This is a genomic window from Subdoligranulum sp. DSM 23681 (assembly GCF_057005535.1).
Genome location: NZ_CM168050.1, coordinates 2,900,012 through 2,915,861, shown reverse-complemented (window position 1 = coordinate 2,915,861; position 15,850 = coordinate 2,900,012). Strand labels below are relative to the sequence as shown.

Annotated in this window: 13 protein-coding genes and 1 other RNA gene; 6 read left to right on the top strand and 8 right to left on the bottom strand. The window is 56.4% G+C overall.

What is annotated here, in order from left to right; genetic code table 11:
- Window positions 1-13 precede the first annotated feature (13 nt).
- On the bottom strand, window positions 14-370 hold the full coding sequence (locus AC127K_RS13445) for a ComEA family DNA-binding protein (protein WP_483720958.1): 357 nt from the start codon (window positions 368-370) through the stop codon (window positions 14-16).
- Window positions 371-573: 203 nt separating this feature from the next.
- Here AC127K_RS13445 and AC127K_RS13440 point away from each other — a divergent pair, with 203 nt between their 5' ends.
- Window positions 574-1,143: a rhomboid family intramembrane serine protease gene (locus AC127K_RS13440; RefSeq protein WP_294540221.1), complete on the top strand. Its 570-nt coding sequence runs from the start codon at window positions 574-576 to the stop codon at window positions 1,141-1,143.
- Window positions 1,144-1,222: 79 nt separating this feature from the next.
- Here the strand turns inward: AC127K_RS13440 and AC127K_RS13435 are convergent, their stop codons facing one another.
- The 4 genes from AC127K_RS13435 to AC127K_RS13420 all read right to left on the bottom strand — a co-directional run bounded on the left by AC127K_RS13435 (window position 1,223) and on the right by AC127K_RS13420 (window position 6,445).
- The gene (locus AC127K_RS13435; RefSeq protein ID WP_483720957.1) at window positions 1,223-2,161 is read right to left on the bottom strand and encodes an alpha/beta fold hydrolase; all 939 of its coding nucleotides are present in this window, start codon (window positions 2,159-2,161) and stop codon (window positions 1,223-1,225) included.
- Between the two features lie 173 nt (window positions 2,162-2,334).
- On the bottom strand, window positions 2,335-4,464 hold the full coding sequence (locus AC127K_RS13430) for a PTS sugar transporter subunit IIABC (RefSeq protein WP_483720956.1): 2,130 nt from the start codon (window positions 4,462-4,464) through the stop codon (window positions 2,335-2,337).
- A 179-nt stretch (window positions 4,465-4,643) separates the two neighbouring features.
- Window positions 4,644-5,510 carry a BglG family transcription antiterminator LicT gene (gene licT / locus AC127K_RS13425; RefSeq protein ID WP_294540227.1) on the bottom strand — a complete coding sequence of 289 codons (867 nt, stop codon included), beginning with the start codon at window positions 5,508-5,510 and terminating at the stop codon, window positions 4,644-4,646.
- 275 nt (window positions 5,511-5,785) lie between these two features.
- Window positions 5,786-6,445: a Crp/Fnr family transcriptional regulator gene (locus AC127K_RS13420; RefSeq protein ID WP_294540229.1), complete on the bottom strand. Its 660-nt coding sequence runs from the start codon at window positions 6,443-6,445 to the stop codon at window positions 5,786-5,788.
- 133 nt (window positions 6,446-6,578) lie between these two features.
- Here AC127K_RS13420 and larA point away from each other — a divergent pair, with 133 nt between their 5' ends.
- The 5 genes from larA (at window position 6,579) to AC127K_RS13395 (ending at window position 14,181) form a co-directional block, all read left to right on the top strand.
- Entirely contained in the window at window positions 6,579-7,853 is a 1,275-nt protein-coding gene (larA, locus tag AC127K_RS13415) for a nickel-dependent lactate racemase (protein ID WP_483720955.1), read from the top strand.
- Window positions 7,854-7,871: 18 nt separating this feature from the next.
- The gene (larD, locus tag AC127K_RS13410; RefSeq protein ID WP_294540233.1) at window positions 7,872-8,582 is read left to right on the top strand and encodes a D/L-lactic acid transporter LarD; all 711 of its coding nucleotides are present in this window, start codon (window positions 7,872-7,874) and stop codon (window positions 8,580-8,582) included.
- 225 nt (window positions 8,583-8,807) lie between these two features.
- A complete protein-coding gene (locus AC127K_RS13405) occupies window positions 8,808-11,921 on the top strand; it encodes a tetratricopeptide repeat protein (protein ID WP_483720954.1) in 3,114 nt (1,037 codons plus the stop codon).
- Entirely contained in the window at window positions 11,918-13,609 is a 1,692-nt protein-coding gene (locus AC127K_RS13400; RefSeq protein WP_483720953.1) for an Hsp70 family protein, read from the top strand. The genes AC127K_RS13405 and AC127K_RS13400 overlap by 4 nt, the downstream gene beginning before the upstream one ends.
- Window positions 13,610-13,614: 5 nt before the next feature.
- On the top strand, window positions 13,615-14,181 hold the full coding sequence (locus AC127K_RS13395) for a hypothetical protein (RefSeq protein WP_483720952.1): 567 nt from the start codon (window positions 13,615-13,617) through the stop codon (window positions 14,179-14,181).
- Between the two features lie 96 nt (window positions 14,182-14,277).
- Here the strand turns inward: AC127K_RS13395 and ssrA are convergent.
- From ssrA to recR, 3 genes are all read right to left on the bottom strand, one after another.
- Window positions 14,278-14,630, bottom strand: a transfer-messenger RNA (tmRNA) gene (gene ssrA, locus AC127K_RS13390).
- 79 nt (window positions 14,631-14,709) lie between these two features.
- Window positions 14,710-15,174, bottom strand: a complete 465-nt coding sequence (gene smpB / locus AC127K_RS13385) for an SsrA-binding protein SmpB (RefSeq protein WP_294542877.1) — start codon at window positions 15,172-15,174, stop codon at window positions 14,710-14,712.
- A 73-nt stretch (window positions 15,175-15,247) separates the two neighbouring features.
- Window positions 15,248-15,844 carry a recombination mediator RecR gene (gene recR, locus AC127K_RS13380; protein ID WP_483720951.1) on the bottom strand — a complete coding sequence of 199 codons (597 nt, stop codon included), beginning with the start codon at window positions 15,842-15,844 and terminating at the stop codon, window positions 15,248-15,250.
- Window positions 15,845-15,850: the final 6 nt, after the last annotated feature.

Here is a 15,850-nt window from a genome sequence, read left to right as displayed (position 1 = left end):
AACGCCCTCCTTCTTAAAATTCGGGGTCCAGAGTCAGGCAGTCTGCCCAGGTTTGCACCATCTGCGCTGAAATTCCCGGCACATTATCCAGGTCCTCCACACACAGGAACGGCCCGTTTTCGGTGCGGTATGCCAGAATCGCTTCGGCTTTCTGCCGTCCGATATCCGGCAAGGTCATCAGCGTTTCAAGGTCGGCTGTGTTCGGGTCCACACAGGGCTGCGGCGTGGGAAGGGGCACTTGGAATCCAGCCGTGTTCCCCGCCTGCCAGACCGGTGCGATCAGGAAGCAGGATCCCCACAGCACAGCCAGCATGCCGGCAACGGTAACGCCGGCAAGAAAGGCCGCATCCCGGCGGTTTGCCTGTTTCAACGCCAACACCTCACTTGGAAGCGGCAGACTGCCACTATGTTGTCATTATAGCATGGTTTAGCAGCGTTTTCACCCCAAAGCGAAAGATTTTTCCGGGATTTTACAATCGTGATTTGTCCAAACGAGACCTTTGATTTTTGGGCTTCCCTGCAGTATAATAAAATTTATCTGTATCACCGGACAACCGCAAGGGAGGCGTGCTCGTGAAAAGACGCACCATCAGTTTTCAGTATAATGCCCCTGTCACCCTTTCCATCTTTTTTCTTTCTCTGCTGGCACTGATTCTGGGCCGCGTGACCGACGGCTGGACGACCACACATCTGTTCAGCGTGTATCGCTCTTCCATCACCGATCCCCTGTTTTACGCGCGGCTTTTCCTGCATGTTCTGGGCCATGCCAACTGGTCCCACTTCATCAACAATATGCTGCTTCTTCTGGTGGTAGGGCCGCCGCTGGAGGAAAAATACGGCAGCCGTACCCTGCTTTTGGGGGTAGCTTTCACAGCCCTGGTCTCCGGCATCCTGCAGTGTGTATTGTTTCCCGGTACGGCATTGCTGGGTGCTTCCGGTGTGGTATTCATGCTGATCATGCTTTCCAGTCTGGCAGGTACCCGAGGCGGTTCCATCCCGCTGACTCTGCTGCTGGTGGCCGGTTTATACCTGGGACAGCAGGTATACGACATTCTGTTCGTACAGGATAATGTAGCCAATTTCATGCATATCGTGGGCGGTGTATGCGGAACCATCTTTGGGTTCAGTGTACGCAGACGCTGACTGGTTTGGCAATAAACAAAGGGCGGCACGCAGCTTTCCGGTTGCGCACCGCCCTTTTATTTTATATATGGTCCTGACTTCAGATAAGATCGCAGCACCAGTTCAGGATCTCCTGCCAGTATTCCAGTCGTTTTTTCTCATTCAGTACCTCATGCCGTGCCTGGGGATACAGCTTGAGTTCCAGCTTGTCGTGACCGGCGCCCCGGTACAGTTCGCAGACCTTGCGCACACCGGCACCAAACTCCCCTACCGGGTCATCCGCACCGGAGACGAACAAAAGGGGCAGCGCCTGCGGTGTTTTTGCAATGTTTTCCGGCCGCTGGATATTCTTCAGCAGTCGGGTAATGGTGTAGTAACCGCTGACCGTAAAAGGAAAGGTACAGCGCGGGTCTGCATAATAACAGCGAACGATATCGGAATCAGAAGTCAGCCAACTGTTTTCCGGATGGGTGCCGTCCATATCAAATTTATGGAAGGAGCCGGAAAAGAAAAGCTCTTTTGCCAACCGGCTGCGGCAATTCCAACCGTGCAGTGCTGCCAGCACACGGCAGACGGCCAAAAAGACATCCGCCAGCGCTTCTGCCTTGTAGCCGGTTCCCGAGATGATGGCCCCCGTTAGACCCTCTCCATACTCCATCAGATAACGGCGCAGAATGAAAGAGCCCATACTGTGCCCCAGCATGAAATACGGAATGCCCGGATATTCCTGCCGGGTAAGTGTGCGCAGGGTGTGCAGGTCCTGCAAAAGGATTTCGGAACCATCCCCTGCGGTGAAATACCCCCAGTCCTGTTCAGAACGCACCGACAGCCCATGTCCAAGGTGGTCATGGCCGACCACCAGAAATCCTTGCTTTGCCATATATCCGGCAAAAGAATCGTAACGGTCAACAAACTCCAGCATACCGTGGGAAATCTGCAGGATAGCTCTGGGATTATGGTCATCCGGCATCCAGCAACATGCGTGGATATCCGTCACTCCATCCGCGGATCGGTAGGTTCGTTCGGTCTTGTCTGCCATGGTCGCCTCCTTGTTTGACACAGTGTTCGATTTACTGTAAGCATACCCTGCTTCGGCTGAAACGTCAACTACCGCCTGCGGATTTCTGCACAGGCAAGGTATAAAAACAGCGGGAACCCCGGCGCCGTTGGTCCGATGTTCCCGCTGTTTTGTTCAGGCGTGAGAGACGAAGATCATTCCACGTGCAGAATATCCTGACCCGCCTTGACAGTACCGGTTACCAGAGGCTTGACCGCCTTGTAGTCATCGGTGTTGCAGACGATCATGGGGGTGGTGCACAGATAGCCCTTGGCCTTGATGGCATCCATATCAAAACTGATGAGCAGATCACCCTTCTTGACCTTCTGCCCCACCTTCACATGGGCGGTAAAGTGCTCACCGCCCAGTTTGACGGTGTCAATCCCGATATGCAGCAGCAGTTCGGCGCCGGTCTCGGTCACCAGACCAATAGCATGGTGGGTATCAAAGAGATTGTCCACAGTAGCATCCGCCGGGGCATAGAGTTTGCCTTCGGAAGGCTCTATGGCAATTCCCTCACCCAGAGCACAGGAAGCAAAGGCCTCATCCTTTACCTCTTCCATGGGCAGTACCTCGCCATTCATATGCGCTCCCAGCGTTTCAGCCTTGCCGGAAGTCTCGGCTGCTTTGGGAGCCGGCTGCGGCGCGGCTGCAGGTGCTTCCACCGTCAGGGGCTGGTCCGCTGCAGGGCTTTCCATATATTCCACCAGGTTGGATTTGATGACCGACACCTGCGGTCCGTAGATCACCTGAATGCCGTTGCCCTTGTGAATGATGCCGGATGCGCCGCTCTGACGCAGCAGAGGATCCTGCACCTTGGCAGCATCCACCACGGTAACGCGCAGACGGGTGGCGCAGCAATCCACATCGGAAACGTTGGCTTTGCCGCCCAGGCCGCTGAGAATCAAAGCGGAAACGGTATCACCGCCCTTGCGGGGCGCACCGTCGGGGCCAATGCCGGTCTTTTCCTTGAAGTCGCTGCGGGTGTACAGCTTGGGCTCTTCGTTGTCGTCTTCACGGCCCGGAGTCTTGAGGTCCATCTTGCGGATCATGAAGGTGAAGGTAAAGTAATACAGCACAAAGTAGAATACACCGACAATGGGGATCCAGATCCAGTGGGTCTTGTCATTGCCCTGAAGGATGCCGAACAGAGTCAGGTCGATCAGGCCGCCGGAGAAGGTCATGCCAACGCCCACATTCAGAATGTGCATGAGCATATAAGACAGGCCGGCATAGACACAGTGAACAGCGTACATGGCAGGTGCCACAAAGAGGAAGGTGAATTCAAGGGGTTCCGTAATACCGGTAAGCATGGAGGTCAGGGCCGCAGACAGCAGCAGGCCCGCTACCACCTTCCGCTTTTCCGGACGGGCCGTGCGGTACATGGCCAGAGCCGCACCAGGCAGGCCAAAGATCATGAGCGGGAACTTGCCGGCCATAAAGCGGGTAGCTTCCACCGAGAAGACGGTGGTGGACTTGGAGGCCAGTTCGGCAAAGAAGATGTTCTGAGCGCCCTGCACGGTCACACCGTCGATCACCGCGGTGCCGCCCACGGCCGTCTGCCAGAAGGGCATATAGAACACATGATGCAGACCGAAGGGAATCAGTGCGCGCTCAATGAGGCCATAAATCCAGGTGCCCACATAGCCGGAACTGATGACCAGGTTGCCCAAGAGGGTGATACCATGCTGCACCACTGGCCAGACATAGAACATAACGATGCCCACTACCAGGTACACGGCCGTACAGACGATAGGCACAAAGCGGGTGCCGCCGAAGAAGGACAATACCTGGGGAAGCTGGATGCGATAGAAGCGGTTGTGCAGCGCCGCCACGCCCAGGCCGACGATGATGCCGCCGAACACACCCATCTGCAGGGTGGTGATGCCCAGCACAGAAGCAGTGGAGTTGGCTTCCATCGCCTCTACGCCGCCGTTGGCGTTGATCATGGCGCTGATGGCCGTATTCATGACCAGGTAAGCGATGGCGCCGGACAGCGCGGCCACTTCCTTTTCCTTTTTGGCCATGCCGATGGCAACACCCATGGCAAACAGCAGGGCCAGGTTGTTGAACACCGCACTGCCGCACTGGTTCATGATGTCCAGGATGGTGTAGATCACGGTGCCGGGATGGATCACGCCGGACAGGCCGTAAGCCGCCAGCATGGTCTCGTTGGTGAACGAACTGCCGATGCCCAGCAGCAGACCAGCCACCGGCAGCAGGGCGATGGGCAGCATGAACGAACGGCCTACACGCTGCAGAACGCCAAAGATTTTGTCTTTCATCAGGTTTCCTCCTTACCATAAAGACAGGGTTGAATTACGGACACTGTATAAAAAAAGACCTATACAAACCGCACAGAAAATTCCCTGTCCAGTTTATACAGGTCTAGCCCGCCTGATACAGAGAAGCGGTAACTACCCCGCGCCGCCGGATGTCCGGACGGCCCGTTATACGATTGTGTTCAGCGCACCGGTTCGCGGGTATCCCCCGCAATGCGCTTGAGGTGAATGGTCAGATAGATCAATTCTTCTTCGGAAAGCTTTTTGTGCCAGGTCTTCTCCACATATTCTCCCACACAGCGGGCACATTTATAATGCTGCTTGCAGTTGCGGGCAATCAGGGCACGGAACATGCGGTCACTTTCGTCATCGCTGTCCGGCATGAGCTTGTCCTGAAACAGTCGCTGGGCAAAATAACGCAGATGAACCACAAACCGGCTGAATTCCAGAGAGTCACGGTCGAAAGGCGGCCTGTCGGAATAAAAGTACTCCACAACCTCCACCGCACCGTCAATGAAGCGGGTGATGTCGTACATCTCGCTCATGTCGGTGTTCAGCTCGGCATTGACGATGTGCAGCGCAATGAATGCAGCTTCATCCGGATTGAGCTCCACACCACAGCGCTCCTGAACCAGGGCCAGACACCGCTTGCCCAGCTGGTACTCGGTGGGATAGTAGCACAGAATGCTGCCCGTCAACGGATTCTTGAATTCTATGCCCTGCTCCTTGCGCTGAATGGCAAAGCTGATATGGTCTGCCAGCGTGATAAGCAGAGATTCGTTCAGGGGTTGAGGGATTGCGGTTTTGATTTCGCAAAGCATTTCTTCCGTCAGGCGCAGATGTTCCAGCGGAATCTGTTCCACCAGTTCCCGCAGACGGCGCTGCTCTTTCTGATCTTCCATGCGGTAGGTCTTTTCCACCTGACCGGGGTCCACAAACTGCCCCACTTTGCGCCCGAAGCCGATGCCCCGACCGGTCACGATCATCTCACTGCCTTTTTCATCAATGACACACAGGATATTGTTATTGATGACCTTTTTGATGCGCAACCCTGCGCCTCCTTTGCAAAAAAAATACCAGCCCTATCGCACAAAGCCCACCGCTGAGTTTTGAAGATAGAGTTGGTCTAGCCCGCATGACCGGTAACAATCCAACCAAGCCAAGCCGCAAAGGCGAGGCGATCAATTTCACAAGTTCAAAATACCACGGCTTTGACAAAAAGTCAACAGCTTTGGGCAGAGGAACGCACTTTTCGGTGTCCTGCCCAATTTTCCTCATGGCTTTTTTGGCAGATTGCAAATACCCTCTTGCAGGGCCTGTTCCATCACTCCGCAATTTGTTCCCGCAGGCTTTCCAGTGAGGGTATCAGAATATGCCGTTCCCGCAGATCCAGCAAGCCGTCATGCCGCAATTCGCTGATGATGCGGTTGACGCTGTTGCGGGTGGAGATCCCGCAGAACCCGGCAATATCTTCATACGGAACGATAAAATCGATCAGGATGCCCCCGTCCACCGGACGCCCGAACTGCTGGGCCAGGTTGAGCAGAAAACCGCAGATGACCCCGCGCTTGCTGTTCATGGCAAGCAGCTGCTGGCTGCGGATACTTTCGCTCCAGCGCTGCCGATAGTATTCCTTTACATACTGCTGCAATCCGGTATCGTGGTTCAGATTGTTCCAAAGCTCCACCCGGGGAACTTTGTAAAAAGACGCCTTGTCGCTCTCTACCCGGATATTGAACGGTGCACTGGTAAAGGCAGAGACTTCGTCCCGCAGCAGAGAAATAACCGAAGGCCCTTTGAGATAGGCAATATTAAACTCCCTGCCGTTTTTGAGGATGATGCTTGTCTTGACCACCCCGTGGGCCAGCACATAAGTAAACGGCTGATCCAGCCCGCAGTATGCCAGATAGGCGTGCCGCGGGCGTTCTTCCAGGGTGTACCCCCAGCGCGCAAGCTGCTGCAACAGATATGCATTGCTGTCCATCCGGAAACGGCTCCTTTATCTGATTCTGTGTAACAAATGATACCATCTTTTGGGGTGGTTTGTCCATACCCAACATGCTAAACTTGGTGAGTTTTCCGAAATCAACCTCAATTTCAAAAGGAAGTGTGCTCACATGAAAGAGATCAGCCTGCCTTATGATACAGGGACCCAAACGCTGCATGTGCCGGAAGGCAATCTGGCCGGCGTGCTTGTTTCCCGTCAGGCGGAATATCGCCCGACCAAGTCCGGTGCCGAACTGGTGGAAGAGTCTCTGAACCATCCCATTGGTTCTCCCAGCCTGGAAGAACTGGCCAAGGGCAAAAAGAACATTGTCATCATCAGCTCTGACCACACCCGTCCGGTGCCTTCGGCCATCATCACCCCCATCCTGCTGCGCCGGATCCGCAGTGTCGCCCCGGATGCCCGTATCCGGATCCTGGTGGCAACCGGCTTTCACCGTGCTTCCACCCGGGAAGAACTGATTGCCAAGTACGGCCAGGAGATCGTGGATCACGAGGAGATCGTCATGCATGACGCCCGGGACGACGCGGCCATGGTGGACATCGGCGTTCTTCCCAGCGGCGGACACTGCCTGATCAACCGCGTCGCCGCCGAGGCAGATCTGCTGCTGGCGGAAGGCTTCATTGAAGCCCACTTCTTTGCAGGATTCTCCGGCGGACGCAAGGCCGTTCTGCCCGGTATTTCTAGCTATAAGACCATCCAGGCCAACCACTGCGGTGAATTTATCGCGTCTCCCGAATGCCGCACCGGGAACCTGAACCATAACCGTATCCATGCCGACATGGTGTTTGCCGCCCATGCCGCCAAGCTGGCATTCATCCTGAATGTGGTGCTCAACGAAGAGAAGCAGATTATCGGTTCCTTTGCGGGCGATGTGGAGCAGGCACATCTGGCCGGCTGCAACTTCGTCAAGGATCTGGCTCATGTGGACAAGGTGCCCTGCGACATTGCCGTTACCACCAACGGCGGCTATCCGCTGGATCAGAACGTGTACCAGGCAGTGAAGGGTATGACCGCCGCCGAAGCCACCATCCGTGAAGGCGGTATCATCATCATGGTAGCCGGCTGCCGCGACGGACACGGCGGACAGGCTTTTTATGACAACATTGCAAATGCCGAGTCTCCTGAGGCCTTCCTGGCGCAAGCCATTGCCACGCCCCGTCTGGAAACGGTTCCCGAACAGTGGACCAGCCAGATTCTGGCCCGCATCCTGACCAAGTACCATGTGATCCTGGTCTCGGATCTTCTGGATCCGAAGATTGCCGCCAACCTGCATCTGGAACTGGCTCCCACCGCGGATGATGCCCTGGCCCGCGCGCTGCTGCGTATGGGCAGCAGTGCCAAAGTTGCGGTTATCCCCGATGGTCTGTCGGTAGTCGTTCAGTAAAAGCAGCAGGAGGAAATCATGATTCACAATCTTCTGGCAGAATTTCTCGGCACCGGTCTGATGATCGTTTTCGGTGTCGGCGTCCATTGTGACGAAGTGCTGAAAAACAGCAAATACCGCGGGTCCGGCCATCTGTTTGCCATCACGACCTGGGGCTTCGGCATCTCGGTGGTGCTGATGATCTTCGGCGGTGTGTGCCTCAATCCCGCCATGGCTCTGGCACAGTCCATCCTGGGTATGATCCCCTGGTCCGCCTTTGTTCCCTACGCCATTGCGGAGATGGCCGGCGCTTTTGTGGGGGCTCTGATCTGCTATGTGATGTATGCCGATCAGTTCCGGGCCAGCGCAGATGAGGTGGACCCCATCGCCGTGCGCAATATCTTTTCCACCAACCCGCCCATGCGAGACCTGCCGCGCAACTATTTTGTGGAAGCCTTTGCTACCTCAGTGTTCCTGACCGCCATTCTCTGCATTGCCAAAAACTATGAGAGCTGGCTTCCCATCGGTGTGGGTCTGCTGGTCTGGGCCGTCGGCATGGGCTTCGGCGGCACCACCGGATTCGCCATGAATCAGGCGCGCGACCTGGGTCCCCGCCTTGCCTATCAGCTTCTCCCCATCCGCAACAAGACCGACAATGACTGGCAGTATGGCCTGCTGGTTCCCGGCACGGCTCCTTTTGTCGGCGCCGTCGTTGCCGCCTTGTTCTGCAGATATTTCCTTGGCATGTAACAGATGCCTCCAACCAAAAGCTGCTGCCGTGCAGAGTTCCTCCTGCGGCAGCAGCTTTTGTTATTTGGGCCGGTCTGTCGCCATATGGATTGTAAAACATACGCAGAAGAACCGCTGCCCTCTTTTGGCAGCGGCTTTTCTATGTTATAATAAGAATTAACCACACCTGTCCGCACATCATCGTATTTTCGCCTGTTTCGCTTTCCGGCAATGAGAGGTGATTGTATGAATATCTGGAACATTCTTGGAATCGATGCCACGGCTGATCGCACCGCCATTACGGCCGCCTACCACGCCAAACTTTCCGGCGCCAACCCGGAAGATCATCCCGAAGAGTTCAAACAGCTGCGTGCCGCCTATGAGCAGGCCCTGTCCCTGGCCAAACAGGCCGCCGCAGCGGATGCATCCGGCGGCAGCGAGGCCGACCGCTGGATTGCCGATGCAAATGAGATTTACCAGGATATTCATCGCCGCTGCAGTCCGGCCGAATGGACCCGCCTGCTGGAAGAGGACTTTTGTGCCCGCCCCGCCAACCGCATTCAGGCCCGCGACCGCCTGTTGGGGTATCTGGCAAATCACTATCTGCTTCCTCATCCGGTATGGGTCCTGCTGGATGAACATTTCGGCCTGCAGCAGAGCGCGGAAGAATTGCGCGGCCTGTTTCCGCCGGCATTTGTCGATAACATTATCCTGCCCGGTATAAAGCATGGGGATCAGATTGATTTTTCCTTGCTGGATGGCGGCGACGGAACAGCCTGCGATGAATATCTGCGCGCCTGTTCCCAGTGTCTGCGTGCCACCAGCTCCCTCGACATGGAGCAGGCCAAAACATTTTTGTCGCGAATGGAAGCCACCGGTGTCCGGCACCCTTGTACCGGTTTGTGCCGCGCCCGGATCTCCTACTTTTTTGAAAAATTCGAGGATGCGGAACAGCAGCTGAAGGAAGTTCTGGAACAGACGCCCCGGGATCCCCAGGCCCTTCTGCTGCACGCCCAGCTATCCATCCGCCGTCAGGATTACACCCGGGCAGAACAGGATTTGGGTCAGATCTTGGAAATTGCCCCCGATCTGGCCCAGGCACGGTATGATCTCATCGGCTGTCTGGAACAAGCCGGACGCTTACGGGAAGCCAAAACCGCTTGCCTGGACCTGCTGCGGGATCTGCCCTATAATCGCCTGGTGTATCAGGCCCTGATACAACTCAATACGAAGTTACTGCCCCAGCTGGATGCACGGTATCAGGCCTGCCCCGAAGACACGGAAAACAGCATGGAACTGGCCTGGACCTGCCATCAGATGGGGCAGGAAGACAAGGCTGATGCCATCTTGTCCAGCCTGCCGGCAGAAATGGCCGGAACTGCAGATTATGAGAATCTTTCTGCAAAAATCAAACTAAACCGCCGGGAATGGGACGCCGCCCTGGTGCATCTGCGCGCCTGGGAAAGTGCACTTCGGGAACACGACTCCCCTGAACGGCCGAGACTTCCGGAAGCACTCCACCTGCAGGCATGCGTCTATCACTCTCTTGGCGACAAGGAAAAATCCCTGGCCATGCTCGAACAGATTGCCGATCAATGGCCCGGTATCACAGAAAGCCGCAGGATTCGGGCCCAGTTTTTGCTGCAGGATTCCCGGCTGCAGGAGGCATTGCAGTCCATACAGCAATATCAGAAAGAAGCGCCTTCCGACCCCGCCGCCTCTTATCTGTGCGGCGAAATCCTGTTCCAGATGCACCAACTGCAGGCATCCTTCAATGCCTTCAATGATGCCATGGCCCGAATCGGCGGTCGGGATGCGGCCTGTCTGCTCTATCAATGCCGTATCCTGATGATGGCCGGACAATGGAAAGAAGCCAAGGAACTGCTGGATCAGCTGGCGGCCGCCGATATCAAAGATCCCATGCTGGAGTACTGTCTGGCACAGTGGGCCGGACACGAGCGCCGAAACGAGGAAGCGCTGGAACACTACAAGGCGCTTCTGCCTGCCTGCCGCGGGGAAAATCCGCCGGACTTTGCCGGGGAGGTCTTTTTCCGCCTGGTCGCCTTGCAATACAAAGCGCTGGATGCCCAGGAAAAGCTCCGTCTTGTGGACGAAGGCCTGCGCCACGACCCGGGAAGTGTCAGCCTGCTGGATATGAAGGTGGATATCCTCCGGGAAAGCAACAACATTCCGGCCGCCGTGGATACCTGCCGGGAACTGTGCCAGCTGTACCCCACCCATCCCACCGCATTTGAAACATTGGGTCGGCTGCTGCAATTCCGCCTTCGTGATTTTGCCGGGGCTGCGCAAGCCTATAAAACACAGTTGAGCATCCGAGAAGGCGCCATCCTGCATAACCTGCTGGGAATTTGTCTGCAGGAACTGGAACAGTACGCGGAAGCCGAAGAGCAGCTGCAGCATGCTGTACGGGCCTCTCCGCAGTGTGCCGCCTACCTGGGAAATCTGGCTGAGTTGTACCTGGTGCAGAATCGTCTGGACGAAGCGGAAAAGCGATTTCGGCAGGCTTTGACACTGTCCATCCCAAGGCAGGAGGATCGCATCTGGCTGCGCCGGCGGCTGGCCATCACCCTGCGCCGCGCCGGTCGCTATCCGGAAGCGGTGGAGGCCCTGGAACCCAATATCAAGCAGGAATACATCTATAATGACCTGTGCCTGCAGGCACAGACCTGGGCCCAGGCCGGTGACCCGCAGCGGGCCCTGCAGGTGCTCCATCTTTGGCAGACACTGGCCGCCCCCGCAGAAGAGTCCTATTGGCAGGAAGAGGCCGCCGTGCTTCAGCAAATGGGCCGCATGGGAAGCGCCCTGCACGATCTGCGCCGCGGCGCCGATACCAACCGGGAATGTAAAGCAAATCTGGGAAACCTTTACCTTTCCCTGGAACGCTACCGGCAGGGTGCTGAAATCTTCGCAGTGTTGTGTGCCGAGTCCCCGGAAAAGGACCATCTGTGGGATCGTCTTGCGCGCTGTCTCTTCTTTTCCGGAGACCGGAAAGGCGCTGCCGAAGCAGCAACCCGCGGTCTTGTCTGTCTGGAAAAGAATCGAAGCCTGTATAACAAGGCCATGTACTACACCCGTCAGGCGGCTTTCCTGATTTGCCGCGGTGAGTACAAACAGGCTGCGGCTGCCCTGGAGGAAGCGGAACGCTCGCCGCTTTGCAGCCAGTGTTCCTGCCCAGTCTGCAAGGACGCCATCGGGCTGCGGGTCATTCTGCTGGAATTGGACGGCAAATTTGAACAGGCTGCCCAGCTTTGCCAGGACTCCATGCAGCGTTTCCCGGACGAGCTGGACTTCACTGTTTTCTATAAACGCATCAGAAAGAAGATTGGACGTAAAACATGATCGTTGGAATTGATTTGGGTACCACCAACAGTCTGGTTGCCTGGGTGGACGGCCAAAAGGCCCGTCTGATCCCCAACCGTCTGGGCGAATTTCTGACCCCCTCTGTGGTCAGTGTGGATGCACAGGATGGGACCGTATACGTTGGCCGTACCGCTCTGGCCAGAGAAGGCTTGTATCCTTTTGACACCGCCTCGGTATTCAAGCGCAGCATGGGTACTGCCAAGGAATACAAACTGGGTGGTCGGACTTTCCGGCCGGAAGAACTTTCCAGTCTGATTCTGCGAAGCCTGAAAGAAGATGCCGAAACATATCTGGGCCAGCCTGTGGAAGAGGCTGTCATCAGTGTTCCCGCCTACTTCAATGAGCAGCAGCGCCGCGCAACCCGGCAGGCCGGACAATTGGCAGGGCTTCGGGTGGAACGTATCGTCAACGAGCCTACCGCCGCCGCCATGGCTTATGGAATCTGCGAACGGGGAAAAGACGGCCGTTATCTGGTTTTTGATCTGGGCGGAGGTACCCTGGACGTTTCCATTCTGGAACTGTTCCAGAACATCATCGAGGTACATGCCATAGCCGGGGATAACTTTTTGGGCGGAGAAGACTTTACCCAGGCTATGCTGGAACTGTTCGCCCAAAAGACCAACCTGGACCTTGCCAGCCTCTCCCCCGCCGATGCTTTTCGGGTACGGCGGCAGGCCGAATGGGGAAAACTGGCTCTTTCGGAAGGGTTGTTGGCTGTTGTCAGCTGTGACGTGAACGGGAAGACCTATTCAACCGGTATCAGCCGGGGCGAGTACGAAACCACCTGTCGTCCGCTGCTTGAACGCATCCGCAAACCGGTGGAGCGCAGCCTGCGGGATGCCGGCCTTTCCGTATCAGAGATTGATGATATTCTGCTGGTGGGCGGCGCCTCCAAAAGTCCGATTGTCCGTGGTTTCTGTAAAAATTTCTTCGGCCGCGATCCCCGTGCAGGCGTAGACCCGGATCAGGCAATCGCCATGGGGGCTGCTTTGGCTGCCGGCATCAAGGAGCGCAAAGAAGAACTGCGGGAGGTCATCCTGACAGACGTCTGCCCCTTCAGCCTGGGTGTGGAAGTATCCGCCACGAACGGTGTTTTCCGGGAAGACGGCCATTTTGCGCCGATCATCGAACGGAATACCGTGATTCCGGTCAGCCGCACGGAACGATTCTACACCGTGCACGACCAGCAGACCGAGGTGCGCATTGTGGTGCTGCAGGGAGAGAGCCGCATGGCCCGGGACAATCTGCAGCTTGGTGAACTGAGCATTCCCGTACCGCCCAACAGAGCCGGAGCGGAATCTGTGGATATCACCTTCACATACGATGTGAATTCTCTGCTGGAGGTGGAGGTCCTGGTCAATTCCACCGGCCAGAAGCACCGCCGCATCATCCAGAACGGCAGTCGGGTGCTGACCGACGAGGAAGCACAGGAACGCCTGAAAAAACTGCAGTACCTGAAAATTCCGCCGCGGGAAGAGGAACCCAACCGCCTGCTGCTGTTTCGCGGCGAACAACTGTATCAGGAAACCCATGGAGCTGTCCGCCAGGAAGTGGACCGCCTGATGACATGGTTTGAGCAGGTTCTTTCCCACCAGGATCGCCGCGCCATTGAAAAGGCTCGTAAGGAACTATCCGAAGCCCTGGACCGTCTGGAAGAAATGGAGTGAGATTCATGCAGATCAAACGCTCTCTTCTGACGCTCTATTCCTGCCTGCTGGTTGTCGTTCCCACAGCCATGATCCTGGCCGTAGGTGTGCTGACCAGGGATGTGGTGATCATTCTGCTGCCCTGGGTTCTGGGGCCCATTCTTGGCGTATTCACGGGCAAATTATGGTTCAGCCGCGGGATGCTTCCGAAAGCGGAGCCCGGTCATGTGCCGGACCCTGCATTGAGGCGGGATGCCTTTGCTGTGTCCGGCATACAATTTTTTCCTGTCCACACCAATTACAATGAAGCCTCTCCCAAGGCACCGGAACGTCGTGTCTATCCCGCTGCGAAGCTGCTTTCCTGGGTCGGATTGATTCTGGCTTGGATCGGGTGCCTTATTCCCGCGTTCTGCATCTTTGCCAGTTCGCTGGCAATTCTGCCTGCAGTGGCACTTTTTTCCGGACGCTGCGGGGCTTCATGGAAAGATCTCCCCTGTTCCGTCCGCCGCCGTTCTTTGACGGGGTTATGTCTGACAGTCGCCGGATTCTGGAGTTCGTCCCTTATCATCTATTTTTCGGTAACCCTGACGTAAGTCCGGGGCCAAAAACGCGAACATTCCCCCTTCCGTGTTAAATACCGCACAGACAAAAAAGCGCCATAGAATCTTGCGATTCTATGGCGCTTTTTATGGTGGAGATGAGGGGAATCGAACCCCTGTCCGAAAAGAAAGCGGTTAGAGTATCTCCGGGCGCAGAGTGCTTATTGAAATTCCCGCGGTGCGAGCGAACACACGCGCTTTACACCTTGGTAGCTTCATGAATACCTGACGGGCTGCAAAGCTTAGGCCCGTGCATGTTCAGCACCTAATCGACGCCCCGGCCCCGTTCGGTGCTGAGACGGGCGGGACGGTCGCGCCTAATTAGGCAGCGACGGCAACAGTGTTGTTGTTGTCAGTTAATTTAGTTTGGCGCTTTTATCGTGGTGCACCGCCACGGCCCGCTGCTCACGCCCCTCTCCCCCCGTCGAAACCATTGCATCCCCCTATCAAGCGGCGCAGGGCGCCGCAATTGGCGATTGGTTGCCGAAAGGAACAGGCGTTTCAGCCTTTTTGACCTTTTTGTCAGTGCTGCTTCAGCGCGCGGTCAATATCGCGCTTGGCATCCCGTGCGGCGGCCGACGCACGCTTATCGTACAGCTTTTTGCCCTTGCAGAGTCCCAGCTCTACCTTGACACGGCCATGCTTAAAGTAAAGGGAAAGCGGAACCAATGTGTATCCTTGCAGCTTGATCTGCTGGGCCAGACGGCGAATCTCTGTCTTATGAGCCAACAGACGCCGGGGACGAACCGGATCCCGGTTGAAGATGCTCCCCTGTTCATAAGGGCTGATATGCATTCCTTTTAGGATGATCTCCCCATTGTCGATATCCGCCCAGGCATCTTTCAGGTTGACGCCGCCGGCACGCAGGCTTTTCACTTCGGTGCCCACCAGTTCAATACCGGTTTCCAGGGCTTCCATCACAAAGTATTCATGGCGCGCTTCGCGGTTCTGCGCAATGATTTTTTTGGACGTCTGATCCTTAGCCAAGCGCGTCACCTCCTTTGCTTTTGGACGCCGGATTGTAAAATTATACTGCGGGCCAGTCTCTTTGTCAAGCGGATTACAGTTCGCCGCGGCCTTCCATGGCACGATACAGCGTAGTCTCGTCCGCATATTCCAGGCTTGACCCCACCGGCAGGCCATAAGCCAGACGGGTCGTTTTAATGCCCAATGGCTTGATGAGCTTTGCCAGATACATGGCCGTGGCTTCCCCTTCCACTGTGGGGCTGGTGGCCATGATGACTTCCTTGACCTGGTCATCCAGACGGGCCAGCAGTTCCTTGACACACAGCTGGTCCGCACCGATGCCATCCATGGGCGAGATCAAACCGTGCAGGACGTGGTACAATCCCTTATACTCGTGGGTACGCTCAATGGCCTTGATATCCCGGGGCGCTTCCACCACACAGATGATGGAACGATCCCGCTTGGGCGATGCACAGATGGGGCAGACCTCGCCGGAGGTATAGTCCTGACAAAGGCGGCAGCGATGCAGGCGGGTCTTGGCAGCCTCGATGGCTTTGGCCAGTTCCATGGCCTGCTCATTGGACATCCCCATGACCTCATAGGCCATGCGGGTGGCACCCTTGCGCCCTACGCCGGGAAAGCGGGAAAACTGATCGATCAGGTTTTCCAGCGGTTCAGCGTTTTGCGGCATGGCGTA

What these genes read in the sequence shown, in the direction of transcription:
- AC127K_RS13435 (WP_483720957.1), bottom strand. Translation starts at nt 2,161, where the DNA reads ATGGCAGACAAGACCGAACGAACCTACCGATCCGCGGATGGAGTGACG.
- AC127K_RS13405 (WP_483720954.1), top strand. Translation starts at nt 8,808, where the DNA reads ATGAATATCTGGAACATTCTTGGAATCGATGCCACGGCTGATCGCACC.
- recR (WP_483720951.1), bottom strand. Translation starts at nt 15,844, where the DNA reads ATGCCGCAAAACGCTGAACCGCTGGAAAACCTGATCGATCAGTTTTCC.
- larD (WP_294540233.1), top strand. Translation starts at nt 7,872, where the DNA reads ATGATTCACAATCTTCTGGCAGAATTTCTCGGCACCGGTCTGATGATC.
- larA (WP_483720955.1), top strand. Translation starts at nt 6,579, where the DNA reads ATGAAAGAGATCAGCCTGCCTTATGATACAGGGACCCAAACGCTGCAT.
- AC127K_RS13395 (WP_483720952.1), top strand. Translation starts at nt 13,615, where the DNA reads ATGCAGATCAAACGCTCTCTTCTGACGCTCTATTCCTGCCTGCTGGTT.
- AC127K_RS13430 (WP_483720956.1), bottom strand. Translation starts at nt 4,464, where the DNA reads ATGAAAGACAAAATCTTTGGCGTTCTGCAGCGTGTAGGCCGTTCGTTC.
- AC127K_RS13400 (WP_483720953.1), top strand. Translation starts at nt 11,918, where the DNA reads ATGATCGTTGGAATTGATTTGGGTACCACCAACAGTCTGGTTGCCTGG.
- AC127K_RS13420 (WP_294540229.1), bottom strand. Translation starts at nt 6,445, where the DNA reads ATGGACAGCAATGCATATCTGTTGCAGCAGCTTGCGCGCTGGGGGTAC.